The organism is Microbispora oryzae, assembly GCF_017896165.1.
Lineage (GTDB): Bacteria > Actinomycetota > Actinomycetes > Streptosporangiales > Streptosporangiaceae > Microbispora > Microbispora oryzae.
Genome location: NZ_JAFCNB010000003.1, coordinates 143,710 through 166,306, shown reverse-complemented (window position 1 = coordinate 166,306; position 22,597 = coordinate 143,710). Strand labels below are relative to the sequence as shown.

Here is a 22,597-nt window from a genome sequence, read left to right as displayed (position 1 = left end):
CTCCGTCAATCGTCTGGTTTGCACGAGAAACGCCCGGCTGTCGGGAGACAGCCGGGCGTTCCCCAGGGTGGCCCGAGAGGCCGACCGGTGAGATGCCGCCTAGTGGCGGACGACCTTCACGTAGTCGTACGCCTCGGAGGCCTTGAGCCGGCCGTTGCCGGCGTACCGCACGCCCCAGGTGCCGGACGAGACGGCCTTCACCCTGGTGGAGAAGTCACCGTCGCCGTCGGTGCCCAGGGTCTTGACGTACTTCCACTTGTGCGAGCCCGCGGGCAGGAAGTAGACGCCGATCTCCTGGCCGCCGAGCCAGTGCCAGTCGTGCCAGTAGGACTGGTTGTCGTGGCAGTTGGCGGGGCCGCCGTGGACGCTGACATAGTCGTTCGGGCGGTAGTACCAGTCGCTGTAGCACTGCGCGACCTGCAGCTCGCCCTTGAGGGTGAGCGAGCGGCCCTTGCGCACCGGCTCCGGCGTGGCGTCGAAACCGGCGATGCGGGTCGCCTTCGGCCCCCTCGGCCGCGGCGGGACGGGCTGGTGCTTCACGACGAAGCCCTGGTCCGCCGACAGCCGCTTGCCGTCGGCACCCACCGCCTCGACGTGGACCTTCCAGTAACCGGTCCGGTCGTTCCAGTCGATCCGCCACGACCGGGACGCGGAGTCGAAGCGCGGCCCGTCGTGGTCGCCGGGCCAGCCCTTCCGCGCCTCCCAGTGCCCGCCGCCGAAGTGGCCGCCGCCGCGCGGGCCCCACAGCTCGATGGAGACGACCCTGGCGTCCTTCGTCCGGACGCTCGCGGTCACCTCGGAGGAGCCGTGCCACCGGACGACGACCGGGTTGGGGCTGACATACACCCCGAGAATCTTCGGGTCGGGGTGATAGGAGGGCTTGGGGGGGTGCGCCGGAGCGAGCGGCGAGGGACTCACCGAAGGGCTGGGGCTGGGGCTGGGGGTGACGGCGGGACTGGGCGTGGGGTCCGCGTTGGCCGGTGCAGCCGCCAGCACCGTCGCGCCCGCCGCGACCGCTAACGCGGTTGCGAGTCTTTTCACGTTGAGGGTCCTCTCCCCGTGTCCGAGCGCGCCCCGGGTGGGCGCGCCTACGTCATAGACGACAGTTCAGAGGAGAAAGTTGCTCATGAATCCAAAAACGTGATCACAAATACATAACTACCAGTAAGGGTAGGTGTCACCATTTGTGAACGTTAGTGGTGGGTTGTGGCCTATAGTCGCTTTTCCTGGCTCGTTGACCGGGCGTACCGGGTCGTGCCCGGATACTCGGCGCGCCAGACGCCCGCGACCCTACCCCGGGCCCGGGCACTGAACCAGCCGTCCCGCCGGGTGACGGCCGATCCCGCCGGCTGCCACTCACCGGCCCCGGACGGGCGGAACCACAGGCGGACCCGCTGCCCCGGGAAGGGCCGGTAGTCGACCCGTCCGAGGGGATCGACCCGCAGCAGCGTCCCGCTGACCCGGACCCCCGCGCGTCCGTCCCGGACGACCCTGGCCCCGTCGATCTCGGTCGCCCGCCGCAGGTAGAAGACGGTCTTCTCGGCGAGCTCCCCGCCTCGCCCGTTCCTGGCCGTGGCCGTGACCGTCCACGCTCCACTCGGATAGCGTCGCGACAGCCGCCTCTGCGGCAGGAACCGCCAGGTCTCCCAGCCACCGGAGCCCGCCGCGCCGGCTCGTACGGGTACGCGGACGGCACGGGCCGCCCACCCGGACGGCGACCGCCGGCCGGCGAGCGGAACCCCGAGCAGTCGCGGCACGGGGGTCGTCATGACCGGGCCGAGCCCACCGGGGTCGTCCGCGCCGTCGCCCGTCCCTTCGTCCTCCGGACCGCCCGGTGCGCCGTCGGCGGGGCCCGCCCCCGGCTGGAGCGGCGAGGCGCTTCCGGACTCCTGCCCGCCGGCCTGCCCCGGCTCGTCGTCCCCCCAGCCGTCCTGCCCCGGCCCGGAGGGCCCGTCCGGCTCCTCGCCCTCGTCCGATTCCGGGCGGCCCGGTTCGAGCGTGACGTCGACCCGGTCTGCGCCGCGCGCGGCGACGTCGACCACCAGCCGCACCGAGCCGGTCGGCCCCACGACGGGTTCGGCGGGCCGTACCGTGACCGCCCGGATGGCCAGGTCCGGCTCATTACGGGGGAAGACAGCGGCCGGGACCGCCGGGACCGCCTCTACCGCTCCGGCCGGTGCGCCCGGCGCGGCCGTCACTGCGACAACGGCGACCGCCGCCGCCGCGAGGGTGCGTCTCGTCATGCCCCGAGACCGTACGCAGCCCTCCGGGCCCGTCCGGCTTCGACACACTCCCCCGCAGGCAAAGACTCGGCCATGGAGTGGCGATCGGACGGCCTCGTACCCGCGCGGGCGCATCGGCCGCGAGCGCGGGAGAGGGCGCCCCACCCGCCTGACCAGGAGAGGACAGGAGGACGGAGATCCCGCGCAGCATAACGGACAAATAACGCATACAGCCAGATAAGGTACAGAAACGCTGCGCGATCGGGGGAGAGCGCATGACATCCGGACTTTCGGAGCCGCCCGTGCGGGAGCGGGCGTTCTTCGGCCATCCCCGGGGGCTGGCCACGCTGTTCGGCACCGAGATGTGGGAGCGGTTCAGCTACTACGGCATGCGGGCCATCCTGGTGCTGTATCTCTCGGCGCCCGCCGTACGCGGCGGGATGGGCCTGCCGGAGACCACCGCCGTCGGCGTCTACGGCGTCTACATCGCCTCGGTCTACCTGCTCGCCCTGGCCGGAGGATGGCTGGCCGACCGGCTGTTGGGCCCCCGCCGGACGGTCCTGTACGGCGCCGCCGTCATCATGGCCGGGCACCTGAGCATGGCGATCCCCCTCCGGGGGGCCACCGTGTGGCTCGGGCTCGTCCTGATCGCGCTCGGCAGCGGCCTGATGAAGCCCAACATCGCGGCGCTGGTGGGCGAGCTCTACCGGCACGAGGACGACGCCCGGCGCGACTCCGGCTACACGATCTTCTACATGGGCGTCAACCTCGGCGCCTTCATCGGCATCATGGTGGTGCCCTGGCTGCAGACCGGGGGCCGCTGGCACCTCGCCTTCGGCGCCGCCGCCGTCGGGATGGCCGCCGGGCTGACGCAGTACGTCCTCGGCCGCAGGCATCTGGCGGGCGCGGGCGAGGAGCCGGACCACCGGCTCACCCCCGAGGAGGAACGGCGCTTCCGCAGCGTCCTGGCCCTGTCGGTCGCCGGGCTGGCGGCGGCCCTGGCCCTGTGGGCGATCAGCGGCACCCTGACGGTCGACCGGTTCTCCCTGGCGCTGACCGTGGTGACCGCCGCCGTCCCCGTCGCGTACTTCGTCTTCCTGTTCCGCGGCTCCCACGAGATCACCGACGAGGAGCGGACCCGCCTGACCGCCTACGTCTGGTTGTTCGCCGCCGCGGCGATCTTCTGGCTGGTCTACGACCAGGCCGGCAGCGCGCTGCTGCTGTTCGCGAAGAACGACACCGACCTGCGCGTCTTCGGCTACGTCATTCCCCCCGGCTGGGTCGCGAACATCAACTCGATCGCGATCGTCCTTTTCGCCCCCGTGTTCGCCGACCTGTTCCTGAAGGCGGGCGACCGGATCACGGCGCCCGTCAAGTTCGCCGTCGGGCTGGTGTTCGTCGGGCTGAGCTTCGTCGTCATGTACGGCGCCGCCGACCTCGCCTCCGGCGGCGCGAAGGTCTCGGTGATGTGGCTGCTGTCGGTGTACGTGATCCAGACCATCGGCGAGCTCTTCCTCAGCCCGGCGGGCCTGTCGGTCACGAACAAGCTCGCCCCCCGGGCGTTCGAGAACCAGATGATGGGCGTGTGGTATCTCGCCATCGCCGTCGGCGACTCCCTGGGCGGGCAGACCTACCGGATGACGAAGGTCGTGCCTCTGCCCGTCTACTTCCTGGCCCTCGCCCTCCTCGCCGTCGCGGCCGGTCTGCTCCTGCTGCTGTGGTCCCGGCGGGTGCACGCGCTCATGGCCGAGCGGCCGGTCACAACGCCGGTGTGAGGGGCTGCCCCGGGCGGTAGCCGTACGGGACGGACGAGGCGGCGATGCGGCGCACCGCCTCCCTGAGCACCTGGGGCGGCTGGGTGAACGGGATCCGCAGGTAGTTCTCGAGCGTCCCGTCCACCCCGAACCACGGGCCGGGGGCCAGCCGCACGCCGCGCTCCGCGGCCGCCGCGGCCACGTCGGTGGCCCCGGACGAGCCGAGCCTGACCCACAGCGAGCCTCCGCCGGACGGCACCCGGAACGACCACTGCGGAAACTCCTCGCGCAGGGCGGCGGTCAGGGTCGCGCGGGAGGCGTCCAGCGCCCGGCGGCGCTCCTGCCTGGCCTGCTCGACCTGCTCGAACAGCCGCGCCACCACGAGCTGCTCCAGCACCGAGGTGGCGATGTCGACCGAGGCCCGCAGCGCCGCCAGGCGGCCCGCCAGCGCCGCCGTTCCCCTGACCCAGCCGACCCGCAGCCCGCCCCACCACAGCTTCGAGGCGGAGCCGATGCTGATCACGGTCCGGTCGAACGACGCCAGCGGAGGCGGGACCTCCCCGTCGATCTCCGTCTCGGCCCAGGTCTCGTCCGCGATCAGCGTCGTGCCGCTCCGGCGGGCGGCGGCCGTCAACGCGGCCCGATCGTCCCGGCTCATCAGATGGCCGGTCGGGTTGTGGAAGTCCGGGATCACGTACGCGACGCGGGCCTCCGACTGCCGCATCGCGGCGGCGACCAGATCGATGTGCCAGCCGTCCTCCGGCATCCCGACGGGCACCAGGCGGGTCCCGCGCAGCCGGGCCGAGTCGATCGCGTGCGGGAAGGTCGGCGAGTCGAGCAGCACGGGATCGCCCGGCGCCGCCAGCAGGAACAGGAGCAGGTGGAGCGCGTGCTGGGCGCCGGCCGTGACGAAGATCTGCTCGGGCCGGGTCGGCAGTCCCCGCTCGCCGTACCTGCGGGCGACGGCCTCGCGCAGCGCCGGAAGGCCCGCTGGGTGATATCCCATGCCGAGGGTGTAGCGGTGGTAGTCGCGGCCCGCCTCCTCGATCGCGCGGGAGAGCACCGGCGTGGCGGCCGGGGCCGCGGTGTGCAGCGGCAGCAGGCCGTCGCCGTCCGGCGCGGCCCAGGGGTTGTCGGCCCCGAGCGCGGCGGGGTCGGGCAGCGCGGCCCGGCTCCCGGATCCCTGGCGGCTCTCCAGGTAGCCCTGCTCGCGCAGCCGGTCGTACGCGGCGGTGACGGTGGTCCTGCTGACGCCCATCTCCGCGGCGAGCAGCCGCTCGGGGGGCAGCCGCACTCCCACGGGGAGCCGCCCGTCGAGCACCAGGGCCCGGACGGCCCCGGCGAGCGCCTCGTAATAAGGCCGGGCGCCCGGCGGCACCCGCAGCAGCCGGGCGAGTTGTACGGCACTGAGGTGACGATCCACAATGGGCCAATTTTCCTTATTGGCTCTGTTTATGCAACAGCGTGGCGCCGGATCATGTGCATCGTGACAGAGCTCTCCCTCCCCCGTCCCCGTGCCCTCCCGGGACGTCTCCTCCGCCTCTACACCGGCCTCGCCGGTTATGGCGCCGGTATCGCGCTGCTGGTCAGGTCGAACCTCGGGCTCGACCCCTGGGAGGTCTTCCACCAGGGCCTGTCCTTCCGCACGGGCTGGTCGCTCGGCGTGTGCATCAACCTGGTCGGGGCGCTCGTCCTGCTGTTGTGGATCCCGTTGCGGCAGCGGCCGGGCCTCGGCACGATCAGCAACGTGCTGCTGGTCGGCGCCAGCGCCGACCTGGTCATGTGGCTGGTGCCGGCGCCGTCGCCGTGGCCGCTCAGGTGGGCCCTGCTGCTGGGCGGCATCGTCGCCATCGCGGCCTCGTCGGGGCTCTACATCAATGCGGGCTTCGGCCCGGGCCCCCGCGACGGGCTGATGACCGGGCTCAACCGGCTCGGGCTGTCCATCCGGGTCGCCCGCACCCTCGTGGAGCTCACCGTGCTCGCCGCGGGCTGGCTGCTTGGCGGCACCGTGGGAATCGGCACCATCCTCTTCGCCGTGACCATCGGCCCCCTCACACAGGTGTTCATGAAAGCGACCCAGCCGGGGCGGGTAGCGTGGCGCCATGCGGATCGAGGACTACGCCCTCATCGGTGACATGCAGTCGGCGGCCCTCGTGGGCGGCGACGGGTCGATCGACTGGCTCTGCCTGCCCAGATTCGACTCCCCCGCGTGCTTCGCCCGGCTCGTCGGAGACGAGTCCAACGGCTTCTGGCGTCTCGCCGCCGCGAACGCCGACCGGCCCGCCAGCCGCGCGTACGCCGAGAACACCCTGGTCCTCGAGACCGTCTGGACGACCCCGACCGGCACCGCCAAGGTCGTCGACTTCATGCCGCCCCGGCACGCCAGCCCGGACGTGGTCCGCATCGTGGAGGGCCTGTCCGGGACCGTCGAGATGGAGGCGGAGATCCGCATCCGGTTCGACTACGGCCGCATCGTCCCCTGGGTCAGGCGCACCGACGGCCACATGCACGCGGTGGGCGGGCCCGACTCCGTCTGGATCCACTCCGGCGTTCCGTTGAAGGGCGGCGACTTCCGGCACAAGGGGCGCTTCACCGTGGCGGCGGGCGAGCGGGTGCCGTTCGTGTTCACCTGGCACCCTTCCCACCAGCCGCAGCCCGATCCGATCGATCCGCTGGAGCAGCTCGACCAGACCAGCGCCATGTGGCGGGAGTGGGTCGCGCGGTGCGGGTACGCGGGCCCGTGGCGGGACGCCGTCGTCCGCTCGCTGATCACGCTCAAGGCCCTCACGTACGGGCCCACCGGTGGGATCGTGGCCGCTCCCACGACGTCACTCCCGGAGGACCTGGGCGGCGTCCGCAACTGGGACTACCGGTTCTGCTGGCTCCGCGACGCCGCCATGACGCTCGACGCCCTCACCAGCTCCGGGTATGTCGAGGAGGCCGACGCCTGGCGCACCTGGCTGCTGCGGGTCATCGCCGGCCGCCCCGAGGACCTGCAGGTCCTCTACGGTGTCGCCGGAGAGCGGCGGCTGCCGGAGCTGACGCTCGACTGGCTGTCCGGCTACGAGGAGTCCCGGCCGGTGCGGATCGGCAACAGCGCCGCCGGGCAACTCCAGCTCGACATCTACGGCGAGGTCGTCAACGCCCTCTACCAGGCCCGCAAACACGGCATGCCGCCCAACGACCACGCCTGGGCCATGATCCGCAAGGTGATGGAGTTCCTGGAGCACAACTGGGACCAGCCCGACGAGGGGCTGTGGGAGGTCCGCGGCCCACGACGGCACTTCGTCCACTCGAAGGTGATGGCCTGGGTCGCGGCCGACCGGATGGTCCGCGTCGTCGAGGAGCTCGGCCGCACCGGCCCGGTCGAGCGGTGGCGGACGCTGCGCGAGCGGATCCACGCCGAGGTCTGCGAGAAGGGCTTCGATCCCGAGCGCGGCACGTTCACCCAGTCGTACGGCTCCCGCGAGCTGGACGCCTCCCTGCTGCTGATCCCCATCGTCGGCTTCCTGCCGGCCGACGACCCCCGGGTGATCGGAACGGTGAACGCCATCGAGCGGGAGCTCATGACCGACGGCCTCGTCCTGCGCTATCCCCTGGCCGAGGACAACACGGTGGACGGCCTGCCCGGCGGAGAGGGCGCCTTCCTCGCCTGCAGCTTCTGGCTGGCCCAGGCCCGCGCCATGATGGGCCGCCGCGAGGAGGCCGTGGAGCTGTTCGAGCACCTGCTGTCGCTCACCAACGACGTCGGCCTGCTCGCCGAGGAATACGATCCCCACCTCGGCCGCCAGCTCGGCAACTTCCCCCAGGCGTTCAGCCACATCCACCTGATCCGGACCGCTCTGTCGCTCTGCTGACCCACGGCCTCACCTCTGGTGCCGGGGGCGACGCGTTGCCATCGGCATACTCGCGGACGTATATTCGTAGGCGAGTAAAGGAGGCGGCATGGCGAAACGACGCAAGGTGAACAACATGCTCGGCCTCGCCGTGCTCGCGACCGTCATCGAGCGACCGATGCATCCGTACGAGATGGCCTCGCTCGTGCGTGCCCGCGGCAAGGACGACGACATGCGGATCAAGTGGGGTTCGCTCTACACCGTCGTACGAAACCTGGAGAAGCACGGCTTTCTGGAGGTGGCGGGCAGCGACAAGGAGGGCGGTCACCCGGAGCGGACGATCTACCGCATCACCGACGCGGGGCGGCAGGAGTACGCCGACTGGGTGCGGGACCTCCTCGCCACTCCCGAGCGCGAGCAGTCCGCGTTCAAGGCGGCCCTCTCGGTGTGGGGCATCCTCACCCCCGACGAGGTCACGAGCCTGCTCCGCGGCCGGGTGGCCCTGCTGGAGAAGGAGCTGGCGGACCAGCGGGCGGCCCTGAACGGGCACCTCTCGGAGATACCCCGCCTGTTCCTCGTCGAGGCCGAGTATGACCTGGCCGTTCGCGAGGCCGAGCTCGCCTGGACCAGGTCCCTGCTCGGGGAGCTCAGCGAAGGCACCTTCCCCGGCCTGGACGCGTGGCGTCACTGGCACGCCACCGGTGAGGTGCCGCAGGAGTTGCACGACCTGTTCGGCAGGGGCATCGGCGCCGACTGACGACCGCTCGGTCACACGGCCCCGGCGGGGTGCGGGAACACCCCACCGGGACCTCATCCTCGAACCGATCCGCGGAACGGAAACCCGGCCACGAGGTGGCAACCGCAACATTACCCGGGCTCCGTCCCCGGCCGGTTCGGACACGCATGATCCGGAACCGGAGGAGACACATGGAGAACAACACCCGCCACGCGCAGTCCCAGGCGCCCCGCATGGAGGGCGCGACGGCCCGGTGGTACGCCCGCCAGCGTGGCTCGGCGCCCCAGATGGCCGCCGTCCGGCGCCAGGCCGCCGAGCTGACGGCCGCCCTCCCGTCCGGCGCCGCGATTCTGGAGATCGCGCCCGGGCCGGGCTACCTGGCGGTGGAGATGGCCCGGCTCGGCTTCACGGTCACCGCGCTCGACCTCAGCCGGACGTTCCTGGAGATCGGCGCCGGAAACGCCCGCCTGGCGGGCGTCTCGATCGACTTCCGGCACGGTGACGCCGCCGACCTCCCCCTCGGCGACGACTCGTTCGACCTGATCGTGTGCCAGGCCGCGTTCAAGAACTTCGGGCGTCCCGTCGACGCGCTCGACGAGATGCATCGGGTGCTGCGTCCCGGCCGCTCGGCGGTCATCCAGGACATGAACCGGGACGCCACGAACGCCGACATCGACGAAGAGGTCGAGAGGATGGGGCTCAGTCCGCTGAACTCCGTCATGACCAAGGTGCCCCTGCGGGCACTGCGGCGGCGGGCCTACTCACGTGGCCGCTTCGAGCGGATCGCCGCCGACAGCGCCTTTCCCACCTGGTCCATCCGCGCCGACGGGATCACCCTGGAGGTGCACCTGATCAAGGACGCGACGGCCTGACCGATTGCCGGCGAGGCGGCGCACGACCGGAACCCCGGCCGCGCGCCGCCTCAGGGCAGGCCGTACCGCGCCCTGATGGCCGTGGCCTCGGCCTCCGTCACCTCCGGCGGCGTGCGGGCCAGTGCCGTGCGCAGGTCGGCGAGCACGCGATCGCTCACCTGCCGGACCCGGGAGCGATGGTGGGCGAACTCCGCGTCGAAACGCTCGGCCGCCGCCCCGCTCCACACCGTGCCCGTGTGCAGGTCGCGGTACGGCCCCTCGATACCCCTCTCGATCTCGTCGACGAGCGGTTCCACCGTGCGCAGCGCCTGCTGGACGGCCACATACAGGGGGTTCGGCACGAGCTGCGCCACGGTCAGCCCCGCTTCCCGCCGGAGGACCGCCCGGCCCCGGAAGGACCCGGCGACACGGCGCTCGCGTCCGTGATCAGCTTCGGTGCGATCAGCCTCATCAGCGCCACCACATCAGCCGCGTTGTCCCGCCCCGCCACACCGATTTCGAGTTGGATGTTCAGCTCCGCCCTGCCTTGTACGAGCATCGCATAAGCAGAGTTTGATTTGCTGTACCTATCCTTGAAGTAGTATCCAATGGCTCCGGGAACGATTTCCGGCAACGATGAGGCCCCCTGGGCCAACCGCTCTTGAATCTCCCCAACCGACCCGCCGGGGGTGAGTTCAATCTGCAGGAATTTTCTGTGGCCACCCTCCCGCTCATAAACAGCGCAACCGCCATCGCCCAGGCCATTTACCGCTGCGAGATCGAAAGACCCTCGCGCCAGGGGCGAATGGAGGCCAGTCATGAGCTGCGCGGCGTTCAAGGGAACATAGTCACACAGGTAAGGAGCGGTGGCACCGTCGGGCATCGGACTACGGTCGACCGTCTGTGCTTCATTCCGACACGCCGCAGAGAAAAGCAGAGCCGACAATGCCATCAGTGCCAAAATGGATGATTTAGACATCATGGCTCGTACTGAGCAAAGCCTCGGTCGAAGCCCTGATCCAGGCGATCCTCGACCGAGCGCCAGGGATCTCCGGAAGGACCCTCGTAGAGCCAGCGCTCGTATGCCTCCAGTCGCGTGTCGTCGACCCCTCCACCCGGCACCCTCCCGATCATCTCACTGCGGGTCATTATCGTTCGGCCGTCGTCCTTAAGGAAATTGTTCGGGTTTTGGCGAGGGTCGTCACCCTTTTTCAGCCCTTCCAGAGACGCCCATGGATGCGTCGACGCGGCAGGCTCACCCGCTCCGAAAGCACCATACTTCAGCATGGCCTGAACCGTAAGGTCATGCAGAAGGATATGAGCCTGGTCGACGGCCGAGTTCGCATCGCTTCGCGCCTTGCTCTCGGCCTCTCCTTGAGCGGCATCCTCTATTAAGCCCGTCCAGGCTCCGATGACACCTGCCACAATCGGGATTCCCGCCTTTTGTGGAATGGCAAGCCCAGTGTTGACTACGGCGGTGAGGATCTTCATGTTGCGTTCTTGCGCCTCATCCAGGGATTTACCTTCCTCGATCTTCGCGAGACCTGCCGCATCAGTGATGAACGCAAATCCAACTCCCACCTGTTTAGCATTGGTGAGCAAAGTCCCTTGATCCTTGCTCTCGGTTAGATCCTTGGCGCCCTGATCCATAAGCCAGCCGGTGGAAGCCGTCTGCGCGGCCATGACCGGGGTGAAAGCCGCCGCGTCCGTGAACGCCTCCCGCATCACCAGCCTTAAATCATCCTTTACGAATTGCGCCCCCCATGGATCCCGACCGGCAAGACCGGGATTGTCCGATCCACGAACCCCAGGAACGACAGGATCGTTCCCCTTCATCGCGACGTAATCGATGTCGCTGATGTAGCCGGCGAGGATGCGGCCGGTGGTCACCGGTTTGACCGGGGGATCCACGGCGTCGCCCTTGTCAATCCGCTCGGCTTCGAGGTGGACGAACTCCGAGGTCAGCTTGGCCGACAGGTAACCCCGCGACGGATGCTCCGGCGAGCCGTCGTGGTCGCGGAAGGTGAGCGTGGCCGCCTCCAGCGCCTTTCCCAGCGCCACGCCCTGGTCGGGCATCGCGCGTTCGACCAGGAAATGCCGGAGCGCGGTCGGATCTTCGGTGAAGAAGTCCTGGGCCGCGGCCGGATCACGGCTCAACGCCTCCATCAGCGCGACCATCACGCCGGGATCCACCCCGGGACGTCGTTCCTCACCCTTGCGATCCCACGCGTCCAGGCCCTTCGCCACCGCGGTCAGAAACCGGCTGTCGTACGTGCCGTACCGCAGCGCCGAGGCGACTGCCAGTCCGTCCCGCCAGCTGGGGCCGATCCCCGTCGTCAGCTTGTCACGCCAGGCGGGGTCGAGCCGGGAACTCGCCGCGGCCAACGCCTTCCCCAGCGCGGCCTGCAACCGCCGCGCCTTCTGATCCCCCGCCTTCACCGTCGCCTTCATCGCCTCCCGGAAACGGTCCGCCCCGAGCACACTCATCAAGGCCGTGGCGAATCCGGCGTCGCCCACACGCTTCTCCAGCACCGCGAGCGCCTTCTCGTCGATCTCGCCGCCGCCGGCCGCCTCGGTGACCTTCCTCACCGCGGCGTAGACCTCGGGATCGTGAGCGGCCTTCCCGTACAGGGCCTCATCGAAGGCCCACAGCTCGGCGGGCACACCCGAGCTGTCCCACTCCGACTTCTCCGCGCGGATCGTCTCCACGCGCCGCCGCAGGTCAGGACGGCCCGACGCGATCCAGGACCGCGCCTCGCGCAACACCGCCAGGCCAGAGGTGTCCAGGTCGATCTTCCCAAGCTCCCGGCCGATCACCGGCTCGTTGCGTCCGAGCGCGTCTTCCAACCGGCCCAGCGCCCGTTCGAACGCCTCCAGCGCGTCGGGATTGAGGCCGGAGAACCCACCGGAGACCCCGGCGGTGGGAGACACCTGCGGGGCGGACGAGGGCAGCCTCGGCGGGGCGGGATGCTCGACCGGAACGGGAGCCGCGGGTGGCGACGCGGGAGCCGGCAACGGCCTGGGCGATGGTTCGGTCATGAGGCCGGGGAACTCCAGCGCGATCGGCAGAACACAACAGCTCCGGGCGAAAAGGCTATGTTCTCACCATTCCTAAAGTAAAGGCATTCACCCCTACACTACGGTCTTCGCCCGGTCGGCTACGGCACATGAGACGTATCGCATCTATTTCCCCATAGAGCCGGAGATGCCGGCCGTTGTCCGCCACCGATTCGGGCAGCCGAAATCCTCATCCCGCAAATGACATACGCCGCCCGAAACGCACGCCATTCCACCTGACGCCGCCCCGGAAAAAGCGACCGGTTTCGCCCGGCGACGTTTTCCCGCCGATCGTCCCGTTCGCCGTGAGGGACGGGTACGGCGGCCCGTCAGGTCAGGGGGCCCGATAGCGCAGCAGGGTGGTGGCGATGGCGACCTGGGCCGGCTCCAGCGCGGTCTCGCCGTCCTTGATGTCCCACAACGCGTTCTGCAGCACGCGGCCGAGCGTCCAGCCGGTCGCCCGTCGCCGGTCGAGGCCGAGGGCTTCGGTCAGCAGGTCGAAGCGGCGGAGTACCGCGCGGGGCACGTCACCGGTCGCCGTCACCTCCTCCCACCGGTTGTCCAGTGCGGGCAGCAGCTCGAAGCCGGGGTCGCCGGCGAGTGGTTTGGGGTCGATGGCCAGCCAGGGCTCTCGCCGTCCGGCGAGGACGTTGTCGTAGTGCAGGTCCCAGTGCAGCAGGCGGTCACCGGGCTCGCCGATCAGTTCGGCCACGGCGGACGCGCAGGTCCGCACCAGCCGTCTCTCGGCCGGGTCTGCCAGTGCGGGGACGGCCCGCGGCACCCGGCCGAGCATGGCGGCGGCGATGTCGGCCAGGCGGCGAAGGCCCTTCGGCGCGGGCACCGCGACCAGCCGCTCCAGCAGGCCGGCCAGGATCCGCAAGGCGGCGGTGTCGTCGGCCACCGCCGACAGGGGCCGGGTCGCGTCCAGCCGCTCCAGGAGCATGGTGCCGCTCTCCGGGTCGTGGCGGAGCAGGCGAACCACTCCGTCGCCGTCCCATGCGCGCAGCCCGATCGGCTCGGTGACGTTCTCGTCGCTGACCGGCTGGAGCTTCAGCGCGGCCGGGACGCCGTCCGCGCGGGTCACCGGCAGCACGAGCGATACCATGCCGTGCCGTCCCGGCCCGTCCAATCGCAGCTCCCAGCGATCCAGGAACCCCGCGGCGAGCCGGGGCAGCTCGGCGATCCAGGCTCGGCCGGACGCACCGCCGTACTTGCTGTGCGAGGCGGCCAGCGCTTCGGGGACGTCGATGCGGATCGGCTCCTGCACGGTGAACGCCTCCTTCCCGGGCCCCCGCTCCGATCGCGTGGCACGAAGGAGACGGTGCCGGTGCGGACCGGAACCGGCTAGAACTGCTCGGCGATCCGGGCGAGGAGGCGGGCGAACTCGGGCGGCGGGGCGACGACGAGCCGGGTCTGCCCGTCGTGGTCGACCAGATCGGCCTGGATGCGGGTCAGCCGGTCACGGTGCCACCAGTAGACGTGGGGGCTCAGCCCGTCCGCCCTGGCCGTCCACTCGCGCTGGGCGAACATCCGCAGCCGCTCGATGGCCCTGACCACGCCGATGCCGGCGACGGGATGCAGCGCGACCAGACCGCGATGCGGCAGCGCGGCCAGCATGCCGTCATCGGGCACCGTGACGAGTTCTGGCAGGCGGCGCAGGTGGGCGGCCGCGCTGGGGGCCGTGAGCAGCGAGACCCCCGTGCCGCCCAGATCGAGCCCGGTCACCGTCGGGCGCTCGTCGGTCAGCGCGTTGCCGACGGCCATGTCGAGCGCCTCACCCGGAGGGATCGGCCAGCAGAAGGCCTCCTCCGGCCGCACCGGCCGGGCGCCGATCGTGAGCACCTCGATGAGGTCGGCGCTCAGGTGCCGGCCGATGATGCGCGAGGGGTCGGGAATGCCGGGGTCGTCCGCGGCGTGGACCCGGGTGCGCAGGAGGGGCCGGATCGGCGTGAGGTTGCAGGCGTCGAACGGCTCCCCGGACACGGCGTGGGCGAGGTGCTCGGACACGAGCATGGGCCAGTCCTCGCGGCTGCGCCGACCGGCCTCCCGCCGCAGGCCCACCAGGTTGACCACGCGGTCGAGACCCGGATCGGGCTCCCCGGGCCGCCGGCTCCCCGGCTCACGCTCCTCGCCGGACGGCGCCCGCAGCGTCAGCGACCCGCCGTCCGCCGTGAACACGCAGGTGTAGCCCATGGTCTCGGCGACCAGGGCGAGAAGGGAGTCGAGATCGACGTCTTCGACGGTTCTGGCTGCGGGATGGTCCGACCTCGTCCGGCCGAGCAGTCGCCGCAAGAGTCCCAATGCACCATCCCTCCACCGCCGCCCGGTCCGTTCCGGGGCCGCGTTTCAGGGTGCCTCGTCAGGGTTGCGGAACATGCCCGACAGAGAACACGATTTCGCATCAATCACACCAACAGCCTCCATCCACACACAGAACTGTGGTGATCCGTGTCCGATCGGGAGACCGGCGATGATCGGCACGCCCAGCGGCGTCAGCCGCTCCGCGAGCACCGGCAGAGGGTCGCCGCAGTTCACCCAGGATCCCAGGACCAGGCCCCGGACGCCGTCGAGACACCCCGCCTGCAGCAGCTGCGTCACCATCCGGTCGATCCGGTACGGCGCCTCGTCGATGTCCTCGAGCAGCACGATCCGCCCCTCCCCGCGCAGGGCGTCGGGCGTGCCGCAGAGGGCGGCGAGCAGGGACAGGTTACCCCCCGTGACGGGGCCCTCCGCCCGGCCGGGCACGAGGACGGCGTCGCCGGTGACCGAACCGGGCGTGCCTCCTTCGAACAGCGCCGCGCGCAGATGGGTGAACGTGACCGGCTCCGGGCCCTCGGGGTCGCTGATCGTCGCGGACGCCGGCATCGGGCCGAAGAGGGTGGCCACGCCGAGCCGGGTGGCGAAGGAGCGGTGCAGCGCGGTGATGTCGCTGGAGCCGAGCAGGACCTTCGGCTCGGCGCGGGCCATCGCGTCCCAGTCGAGCAGCCCGAGCAGCCGCGTGGCGCCGTATCCGCCCCGGACGCACAGGACCGCGGCCACCGAGGGGTCGCACCACGCCTCCTGCAGGTCGGCGGCGCGGGCGGCGTCCGGTCCCGCGAGGTAGCCTTCTCCGGCCAGTACGGCGGAGCCGAGCACCACCTCCAGGCCCAGATCGCCGAGGACGGCCACGCCGCGCTCCAGCCGTTCGGGATCGACCGGGCCCGATGGCGCGACCAGCGCGACCCGGTCGCCGGGCCGCAGCCGTCGCGGCACGCGTGGCGTGTGGGGGCCCGCCGCCGGCGGCCCGCCTGGGAACGTTACGGAGGCGTCATCGCCCGCCCCGCCCGGGATGCGCTCACTCACCCCCCAAAGGGTGTCAGACTTAGCCGTACCTATGCGACCTCCGACGCACATACTCGTGGTCAACGGTGTCAAGGTCCGCCGGCCGGTCTTCGTGATCGGCGCCCCGCATTCCGGCGCGGACCTCCTCGGCCGTGCCCTCAAGCGCTCGCCCGGCCTTCACATGACCATGGGACGCGCGTCGGTCGCCCGGGTCGTGTACGCGTTCGCGCGGCGGCCCTCCATCGCCCGCAGCGGCGGGGCGCCGAGCGTCCTGCGGGACGTCCTGGCGGAGGCGTGGCAGATCGTCCCCGGGGCCTGCGCCGAGTGCGCCGCGGTCTGCCGGGAGGCGGGCGGCATCGTCGGCTCGGGGCCGTGCGTGGGCCCGGGCACGCTGTCCCGGTTCGGCGACGCCAGCCCCGACCTGCTCTACAGCGCTCCGATCCTGCTGCAGGCCTTCCCCGACGCCCGGCTGATCCAGATCATCAGGGACGGCCGGGACGTGGTGGCCGACATGCTGGCCGACCCGGCCTGCATGCGGTGGTTCAAGCCCCACATGCTGAGCGAGGACGCCGAGTTCCCCAACCCGTTCCTCGGGGTGCGGGCCGCCGAGCACCGGGAGCGGTGGAACGCGATGCCGGCCGCGGGCAAGTGCGCCCTGCGGTGGCGCGGCGCGGTCCGGCTCAGCGCGGCGTTGCGCCATGAGCTGCCCCCCGAGCAGCTCCTCACCCTCCGGTACGAGGACGTGCTGACCTCTCCGGGCGACGCCATCGGCGCGGTGTCGGACTTCCTGGAGACCAGGGTGTCCACCATCGCCCTGTACGGCACGGCGGCGTCGAAGCCCGGCGGCTGGCGCAAGCGGCTGTCGGCCGCCGACGCCGACCTCGTCGCGCGGGTGGGCCGCGACGAGCTCAGTCGCCTGGGCTACCGCTGACCTGGGCGGCCGGGGCGGCCGGCGACGAGCCGTCGCTGAACTGGGTCCGGTAGAGCTCGGCGTAGGCCCCGCCCAGGTTCAGCAGGTCCTCGTGGCGGCCGGTCTCCACCACCCGGCCGTCCTCGACCACAAGGATCTTGTCGGCCTCGCGGATGGTCGACAGCCGGTGGGCGATCACCAGGGAGGTCCGTCCGCGCAGGGCGGTCTTCAGGGCCTGCTGCACCGCGGCCTCGGACTCCGAGTCGAGGTGGGCGGTGGCCTCGTCCAGCACGACGACCCTGGGCGCCTTGAGCAGCAGCCGGGCCAGCGCCATCCGCTGCTTCTCGCCGCCGGACAGGCGGTAGCCGCGGTCGCCGACGACCGTCTCCAGCTCTTCGGGGAGGTTCTTGACGAGGTCGGCGATCTGGGCGGCGCGCAGGGCGTCCCAGATCTCCTCGTCGGTGGCCTCGGGCCTGGCGTACCTGAGGTTGCTGCCGATCGTGTCGTGGAACAGGTGGGCGTCCTGGGTGACCACGCCGACGGTGTCCCTGATGCTGTCTAGGGTGGCGTCGCGCACGTCGAGGCCGTTGATCCTGACCGCTCCCTCGTCGACGTCGTACAGCCGGGAGGCCAGGGAGGTGATCGTGGTCTTGCCCGCGCCGGAGTGGCCGACCAGCGCCACCATCTCCCCGGGGCGGGCCACGAACGACACCTCCTTGAGAACCTCCTGCGAGGGCCCGGTGTCCGGGCGTGCCACCGATTCGAGGGACGCCAGCGAGACGTCCGACGCCGCCGGGTAGCGGAACCGCACGGCGTCGAACTCGACGGTCACCGGCCCGTCGGGGATGGGCTCGGCGCCGGGCCGCTCGGCCACCATCGGCTTGAGATCGAGCACCTCGAAGACCCGGTCGAAGCTGACCAGCGCCGTCATCACGTCCACGTGGACGTTGGAGAGGCTGGTCAGCGGGCCGTACAGGCGCAGCAGCAGCGACGAGAGCGCGACCAGGGTGCCGAGGGCGAACGCCCCGGAGACGGCGAGCTCGCCGCCGAACCCGTAGACGAGCGCGGTCGCCAGCGCGGCGACCAGGCCGAGCGCGATCCGGAAGACCGCGCCGTACATCGCCACTGTCACGCCGACGTCGCGCACCCGCCCGGCGCGCTCACCGAAGTGGTGCGCCTCCTCGTCGGGCCTGCCGTACAGCTTGGCGACCATGGCGCCCGCCACGTTGAACCGCTCGGTCATGACCGAGCTCATCTCGGCGTCGAGCTGCATCTGCTCCCGCGTGATCGCCGACATGCGGCGCCCCACCCACTTGGCCGGGAGGATGAAGACCGGCAGCAGGACCAGCGCCACGAGGGTGATCTGCCACGACAGGACGAGCATGGCGACGAGCACCATGACCAGGCTCACCACGTTGGAGACCACGGACGACAGGGTGCTCGTGAGGGCGCGCTGCGCCCCGATCACGTCGGTGTTGAGCCGGGAGACGAGCGCGCCCGTCTGCGCCCGCATGAAGAACGCCACCGGCATGCGCTGGACGTGGTCGAACACCTCGGTGCGGAGGTTGTAGATCAGGCCCTCGCCGATTCGGGCGGAGTACCAGCGCTGGAGCAGTCCGAACAGGGCGTCGACCAGGGACAGCCCGGCGATCGCCAGCGCCAGCCCCAGGACGACGTCGCTCCGCCTCGGCATGATGCCGTCGTTGATGATCGACCTGATCAGCAGCGGATTGGCGATCACGATGGCGGCGTCGACGACGACGAGCGCGAGGAATCCCACGATCTGGCGCCGGAAGGGACCGGCGTAGCGGGCGATGCGCCGCACGGTGCCCGGCGCCAGCCTCTCCTTGGTGACGGAGCTGTCACGCCGTAACGACCGCATCATCTGGGGGCCGTAACCCCCGCCCATATTTGCCATAACCCGCATATCCTCCCACCGGTCCAGCATCGGCAGGAGGTCTCCGATTCCTCCCTCAGCTCCGGGCGAACAGCGCCCGGATCCGTACCACCTGTTCGGCCCGTTCGGCGGCGGCCTGCTCCGCCAGAGTCCGGCCGGGCGCGCCCTGCAGGAGTCTCTTGGTCGCCGTCGCCGCGGCCCGGTCGGTCGCCAGCAGCGCCGACGCGAGATCGCGCACGGCCTCCGCCGCGCCCACCGTCCGCGCCGTCAGGCACAGCTCGATGGCACGGGAGACGCCGACGATGTCGACCAGCGGCTTGGTCCCCGTCAGGTCGGGCACCAGGCCCAGAGCGGGCTCCTTCATGCAGAACATCACGTCGTCCGCGACCACCCGAAGGTCGCAGGCGAGCGCCAGTTGGAATCCCGCGCCGATCGCGTGGCCCTGGACGGCCGCGATCGACACGATGTCTGGCCTGCGCAGCCACAGGAAGCCCTGCTGGAACTCGGCGACACGCCGTTCGAGCGCCCCGTCGTCGAGGGCGGCGACCGCCGGCTGAGAAGGACGGCCCCTCGCCTCGGACCACGACGACGCGCACCTGGTCCGGGAGGTCCTCCCCGATCCGGGCCAGTGCCGACCAGGTCGCCAACGTCTGAGCGTTGTGTCTGCCCGGCCGGTCAAGAGTTATCGTCGCGATCTCGCCGTCCACCTCGAAGCGCACTCCGACCTCGGCCGGCGCGGCCGCCGAGATCGTCTCCGTGTACGGGTCACCCGCCGCTGCGACGTGCTCCCCGTTCCCCCCTTGTGCCGTTTCCGCCATGCCTGTCGTTCCTGCCCTCGTCGGAGCCGATGGCCTCGCACGGCCGGTCCGGTGCGGCGCACCGCCCGTGCCAGGGGCCGCGCTCCTCTCGTCCGCGGTCGGGCCCGAGCCTACCGAACATCGTTCTGGCATCCGGGTCGCGACCACTCCTCCAGCGGGAACGAGCGGCTGCGGTCACGCGTCGTGAGGCGGATTCCTAGCGCTTGGACTTGCCGCGGGTCGCCCCGCCACGCCCACGCAGAGTCACTCCGGACTCGCTCAGGATGCGGTGGATGAACCCGTATGACCGGCCGGTAGAAGCAGCCAGAGCGCGGATACTCTCACCCGCGGAATAGCGCTTCTTGAGATCACTGGCCAGCTTTTCGCGGTCGGCCCCGGTCACCCGGGTGCCCTTCTTGAGAGTCTCGGCCACGAGTACCTCCTGTAGTGCCAGACTTCCGCAGCGTTACTTCAGCCCATGATCAGTCATTTCGACGGGATCGGCTACCTACTCCGCGGGAAAAGATCCCTACCCGCTCAAATTAAGATCAGGCGAGTGCCACAAGATCGGAAAATTCGTCGCTCCATGCGTCTTCTACTCCGTCTGGCAACAGAATCACCCTATCCGGCCGGAGGGCCTCTACGGCACCCTCATCGTGTGTGACCAGCACAATCGCCCCCGTGTAGGAGCCGAGGGCCGACAGCACCTGGTCTCTGGAGGCCGGATCGAGGTTGTTGGTGGGCTCGTCGAGGAGCAGCACGTTGGCGCTCGACAGCACCAGCGTCGCGAGGGCGAGGCGGGTCTTCTCGCCGCCGGACAGGACGCCCGCGGGCTTGTCCACGTCGTCGCCGGAGAAGAGGAACGAGCCGAGGACCTTGCGCAGGTCGACGTCGGCCAGATCGGGTCCGGCCGAGCGCATGTTCTCCAGCACGGTGCGCCCGGCGTCGAGGGTCTCGTGCTCCTGCGCGTAGTAGCCGAGCTTCAGCCCGTGGCCGGCCCTGACCTCCCCCGTGTCGGGCGTCTCGATGCCGCCGAGCAGCCGCAGCAGGGTGGTCTTCCCCGCGCCGTTCAGGCCGAGGATCACGATCCGCGAGCCCCTGTCGACGGCCGCGTCGACGTCGGTGAACACCTCGAGCGAGCCGTACGACTTGGACAGGCCGTGCGCGGTGAGCGGCGTCCTGCCGCAGGGGGCCGGATCGGGGAAGCGCAGCTTGGCGACCCGGTCGCTGCGGCGCTCACCCTCCAGCCCGCCCAGCAGGCGCTTGGCCCGGCGCTCCATGTCCTGCGCGGCCTTGGCCTTGGTGGCCTTGGCCCGCATGCGGTCGGCCTGCGACAGCAGCGCGGACGCCTGACGCTCGGCGTTGGCCCGCTCCCGCTTCCTGCGCTTCTCGTCGGTCTCCCGCTGCGCCAGGTAGGCCTTCCAGCCGACGTTGTAGGTGTCGATCACGCACCGGTTCGCGTCGAGGTGCAGGACCCGGTTTACCGTCGCTTCAAGAAGGTTGACGTCGTGGCTGATGATCACCAAGCCGCCCTGGTGTGAGCGCAAAAAATCACGAAGCCAGCCGATTGAGTCTGCATCGAGGTGGTTTGTCGGCTCGTCAAGCAGGAGAGTCTCGGCCCCGCTGAAGAGAATCCTGGCCAGCTCGACCCGTCTGCGCTGGCCGCCCGAGAGGGTCTCCAGCGGCTGTCCGATGACCCGGTCCGCCAGGCCGAGGCTCGACGCGATGGACGCCGCCTCCGACTCCGCCGCGTAGCCGCCCAGCACGTGGAGACGGTCTTCCAGGCGTCCGTACGCCCGGACGGCCCGGTCGCGCACCCGCTGGTCGTCGGAGGCCATGCCCACCTCGGCCGCCCGCAGGTCGCGCAGGACCTCGTCCAGCCCCCGGGCCGACAGGATGCGGTCGCGGGCGAGCACGGAGAGGTCGCCGGTGCGCGGATCCTGCGGGAGATAGCCGACGCTGCCGGCGATCGTCACGCCGCCGGCCGCCGGGATGCCCTCCCCGGCCAGGACCTTCGTCAGCGTGGTCTTCCCCGCGCCGTTCCGGCCGACGAGGCCGATCTTGTCGCCGGGGTTGACGCGGAATGTGGCGCCCTCGATGAGCAGCCGGGAGCCCGCGCGCAGTTCGATGTCAGTAGCGGTGATCATGATGAGAGAAGACACTCCCGTGAGGAGACGGCGGGGACTCGGCGCAGGGACCGATCAGTCGGGAGTGGACATGTGCGCCATCCTAATCCCCGTACCGGACGCGAGCGAGGCGACAAGGACGTCGCCACGCTCCCGCGGCGGCCCAGGCGGTCCCTACGCCGCGCCGTCCCGGGCGGGATCCACGACTCCGGGGTCCACGGCACCGGGCTCCACGACAGGATTCATGACGGGATCCACGACGCGGATCCGGACGGCGCGGAACATCGAGGGCGTCCCCCGCAGGACGGCGAACCCGGGGTCGGGGACGGTCAGGAACGGCCCGGTCTCCAGGGCGAGGATCGGCGCCAGGCGCCGGTCCTCCCGCAGTTCGTCGACCGCCCGCCTGTCCCCGCCGAGCACCACCGCGTCGAGGTCGGCCTCCCGTGGGCCCAGCACCCGGAGGGCGACCTCGGCCGCCGCGCGCAGCGCCTGCGCCGCCTGGTTGTCCCTGCGCCGGGCGAACCGCTGCTGCGACCAGCCGCCCGCCGCGCTGCGCCCGTGCACCTGCCGGGACCCGACCTTCGACACGACCAGGCGTTCCCCGGTGAACACGCCGGCCGCGTGACCGCCGAGCCGTACGAGCAGCACCCCGACCGTCCGCTCCCGGGACGCGTGGGCGAGCAGCGCCGCCACCCGGCCGTCCACGCCATCGGCGCCGTCCACCAGAGCGGCTTCGCCCAGCCGATCGGCGCCGTTCACCCGGGCGGCCGGGAGGCGGAGCGGCGGGAACGGCACCCGGCACTCGGCCAGCGCTCCGTCCGCCCCTTCCAGGCGCACGGCCTCCCATCCGTCCGCTCCGGCGACCGGGACGCCGGCGACCGCGGTGACGGGCCCGTGCCGTTCCGAGAAACGCGCGATCCATGTCGCGAGCCGTTCCGGGGCCACCGTGACCCATCTGCCCCCGCCCGCCGCCGGCCGTGCTGTCATGGCAGCTCAGACTACCTGTCAGACAATCTCTGGGACCACACACAACTCATGGGGAAATGTAGGTGAATTCCGTGTCTTATTGACCGATCCATGGACTCATTAG

Annotated in this window: 19 protein-coding genes and 1 pseudogene; 6 read left to right on the top strand and 14 right to left on the bottom strand. The window is 70.9% G+C overall.

Features of this window, described 5'->3' with window-relative positions:
• Positions 1-99: 99 nt before the first annotated feature.
• Positions 100-1,041: a hypothetical protein gene (locus tag JOL79_RS07320; protein ID WP_210154910.1), complete on the bottom strand. Its 942-nt coding sequence runs from the start codon at positions 1,039-1,041 to the stop codon at positions 100-102.
• Between the two features lie 170 nt (positions 1,042-1,211).
• Positions 1,212-2,243: a hypothetical protein gene (locus tag JOL79_RS07315; RefSeq protein ID WP_210154909.1), complete on the bottom strand. Its 1,032-nt coding sequence runs from the start codon at positions 2,241-2,243 to the stop codon at positions 1,212-1,214.
• Positions 2,244-2,497: 254 nt separating this feature from the next.
• Here JOL79_RS07315 and JOL79_RS07310 point away from each other — a divergent pair, with 254 nt between their 5' ends.
• Positions 2,498-3,997, top strand: coding sequence for a peptide MFS transporter (locus JOL79_RS07310; protein WP_210154908.1), 1,500 nt, complete (start codon positions 2,498-2,500; stop codon positions 3,995-3,997).
• Here JOL79_RS07310 and yczR read toward each other — a convergent pair.
• The gene (gene yczR / locus JOL79_RS07305; RefSeq protein WP_307848377.1) at positions 3,981-5,399 is read right to left on the bottom strand and encodes a MocR-like transcription factor YczR; all 1,419 of its coding nucleotides are present in this window, start codon (positions 5,397-5,399) and stop codon (positions 3,981-3,983) included. The two genes, JOL79_RS07310 and yczR, sit on opposite strands and share 17 nt — an antisense overlap.
• 54 nt (positions 5,400-5,453) lie before the next feature.
• Between yczR and yczE the strand changes: the two genes are divergently transcribed.
• The 4 genes from yczE to JOL79_RS07285 all read left to right on the top strand — a co-directional run bounded on the left by yczE (position 5,454) and on the right by JOL79_RS07285 (position 9,420).
• On the top strand, positions 5,454-6,110 hold the full coding sequence (gene yczE / locus JOL79_RS07300; protein WP_230984402.1) for a membrane protein YczE: 657 nt from the start codon (positions 5,454-5,456) through the stop codon (positions 6,108-6,110).
• Positions 6,079-7,833: a glycoside hydrolase family 15 protein gene (locus JOL79_RS07295; protein WP_210154907.1), complete on the top strand. Its 1,755-nt coding sequence runs from the start codon at positions 6,079-6,081 to the stop codon at positions 7,831-7,833. The genes yczE and JOL79_RS07295 overlap by 32 nt, the downstream gene beginning before the upstream one ends.
• An 88-nt stretch (positions 7,834-7,921) precedes the next feature.
• The gene (locus tag JOL79_RS07290; RefSeq protein ID WP_210154906.1) at positions 7,922-8,569 is read left to right on the top strand and encodes a PadR family transcriptional regulator; all 648 of its coding nucleotides are present in this window, start codon (positions 7,922-7,924) and stop codon (positions 8,567-8,569) included.
• Positions 8,570-8,739: 170 nt separating this feature from the next.
• The gene (locus JOL79_RS07285) at positions 8,740-9,420 is read left to right on the top strand and encodes a class I SAM-dependent methyltransferase (protein ID WP_210154905.1); all 681 of its coding nucleotides are present in this window, start codon (positions 8,740-8,742) and stop codon (positions 9,418-9,420) included.
• Between the two features lie 50 nt (positions 9,421-9,470).
• On the opposite strand, the gene JOL79_RS07280 is transcribed toward JOL79_RS07285, so the two are convergent.
• The 6 genes from JOL79_RS07280 to JOL79_RS07255 form a co-directional block, all read right to left on the bottom strand.
• Positions 9,471-9,773 (bottom strand): WXG100 family type VII secretion target, encoded by a 303-nt coding sequence (locus tag JOL79_RS07280; protein ID WP_210154904.1) that lies wholly within the window; start codon positions 9,771-9,773, stop codon positions 9,471-9,473.
• Between the two features lie 2 nt (positions 9,774-9,775).
• Positions 9,776-10,237 carry a hypothetical protein gene (locus JOL79_RS07275; RefSeq protein WP_210154903.1) on the bottom strand — a complete coding sequence of 154 codons (462 nt, stop codon included), beginning with the start codon at positions 10,235-10,237 and terminating at the stop codon, positions 9,776-9,778.
• Positions 10,238-10,377: 140 nt separating this feature from the next.
• Positions 10,378-12,330, bottom strand: coding sequence for a hypothetical protein (locus tag JOL79_RS07270; protein ID WP_210154902.1), 1,953 nt, complete (start codon positions 12,328-12,330; stop codon positions 10,378-10,380).
• Positions 12,331-12,790: 460 nt separating this feature from the next.
• Positions 12,791-13,723, bottom strand: a complete 933-nt coding sequence (locus JOL79_RS07265; protein WP_210154901.1) for an aminoglycoside phosphotransferase family protein — start codon at positions 13,721-13,723, stop codon at positions 12,791-12,793.
• Positions 13,724-13,800: 77 nt separating this feature from the next.
• Positions 13,801-14,757, bottom strand: coding sequence for a hypothetical protein (locus tag JOL79_RS07260; protein WP_230984401.1), 957 nt, complete (start codon positions 14,755-14,757; stop codon positions 13,801-13,803).
• Positions 14,758-14,802: 45 nt separating this feature from the next.
• The gene (locus tag JOL79_RS07255) at positions 14,803-15,708 is read right to left on the bottom strand and encodes a S66 peptidase family protein (protein ID WP_307848376.1); all 906 of its coding nucleotides are present in this window, start codon (positions 15,706-15,708) and stop codon (positions 14,803-14,805) included.
• 121 nt (positions 15,709-15,829) lie between these two features.
• Here JOL79_RS07255 and JOL79_RS07250 point away from each other — a divergent pair, with 121 nt between their 5' ends.
• Positions 15,830-16,708, top strand: a complete 879-nt coding sequence (locus tag JOL79_RS07250; RefSeq protein ID WP_210154900.1) for a sulfotransferase family protein — start codon at positions 15,830-15,832, stop codon at positions 16,706-16,708.
• On the opposite strand, the gene JOL79_RS07245 is transcribed toward JOL79_RS07250, so the two are convergent.
• The 5 genes and pseudogenes from JOL79_RS07245 to JOL79_RS07225 form a co-directional block, all read right to left on the bottom strand.
• A complete protein-coding gene (locus tag JOL79_RS07245; protein WP_210154899.1) occupies positions 16,686-18,605 on the bottom strand; it encodes an ABC transporter ATP-binding protein in 1,920 nt (639 codons plus the stop codon). The two genes, JOL79_RS07250 and JOL79_RS07245, sit on opposite strands and share 23 nt — an antisense overlap.
• A 55-nt stretch (positions 18,606-18,660) precedes the next feature.
• Positions 18,661-19,402, bottom strand: a pseudogene (locus JOL79_RS07240) (enoyl-CoA hydratase/isomerase family protein).
• A gap of 196 nt (positions 19,403-19,598) precedes the next feature.
• Positions 19,599-19,814: a helix-turn-helix domain-containing protein gene (locus JOL79_RS07235; protein WP_030904785.1), complete on the bottom strand. Its 216-nt coding sequence runs from the start codon at positions 19,812-19,814 to the stop codon at positions 19,599-19,601.
• 115 nt (positions 19,815-19,929) lie between these two features.
• Positions 19,930-21,528, bottom strand: a complete 1,599-nt coding sequence (locus tag JOL79_RS07230; protein WP_210154898.1) for an ABC-F family ATP-binding cassette domain-containing protein — start codon at positions 21,526-21,528, stop codon at positions 19,930-19,932.
• Positions 21,529-21,681: 153 nt separating this feature from the next.
• On the bottom strand, positions 21,682-22,494 hold the full coding sequence (locus JOL79_RS07225; protein WP_210154897.1) for an acVLRF1 family peptidyl-tRNA hydrolase: 813 nt from the start codon (positions 22,492-22,494) through the stop codon (positions 21,682-21,684).
• Between the last annotated feature and the right edge of the window lie 103 nt (positions 22,495-22,597).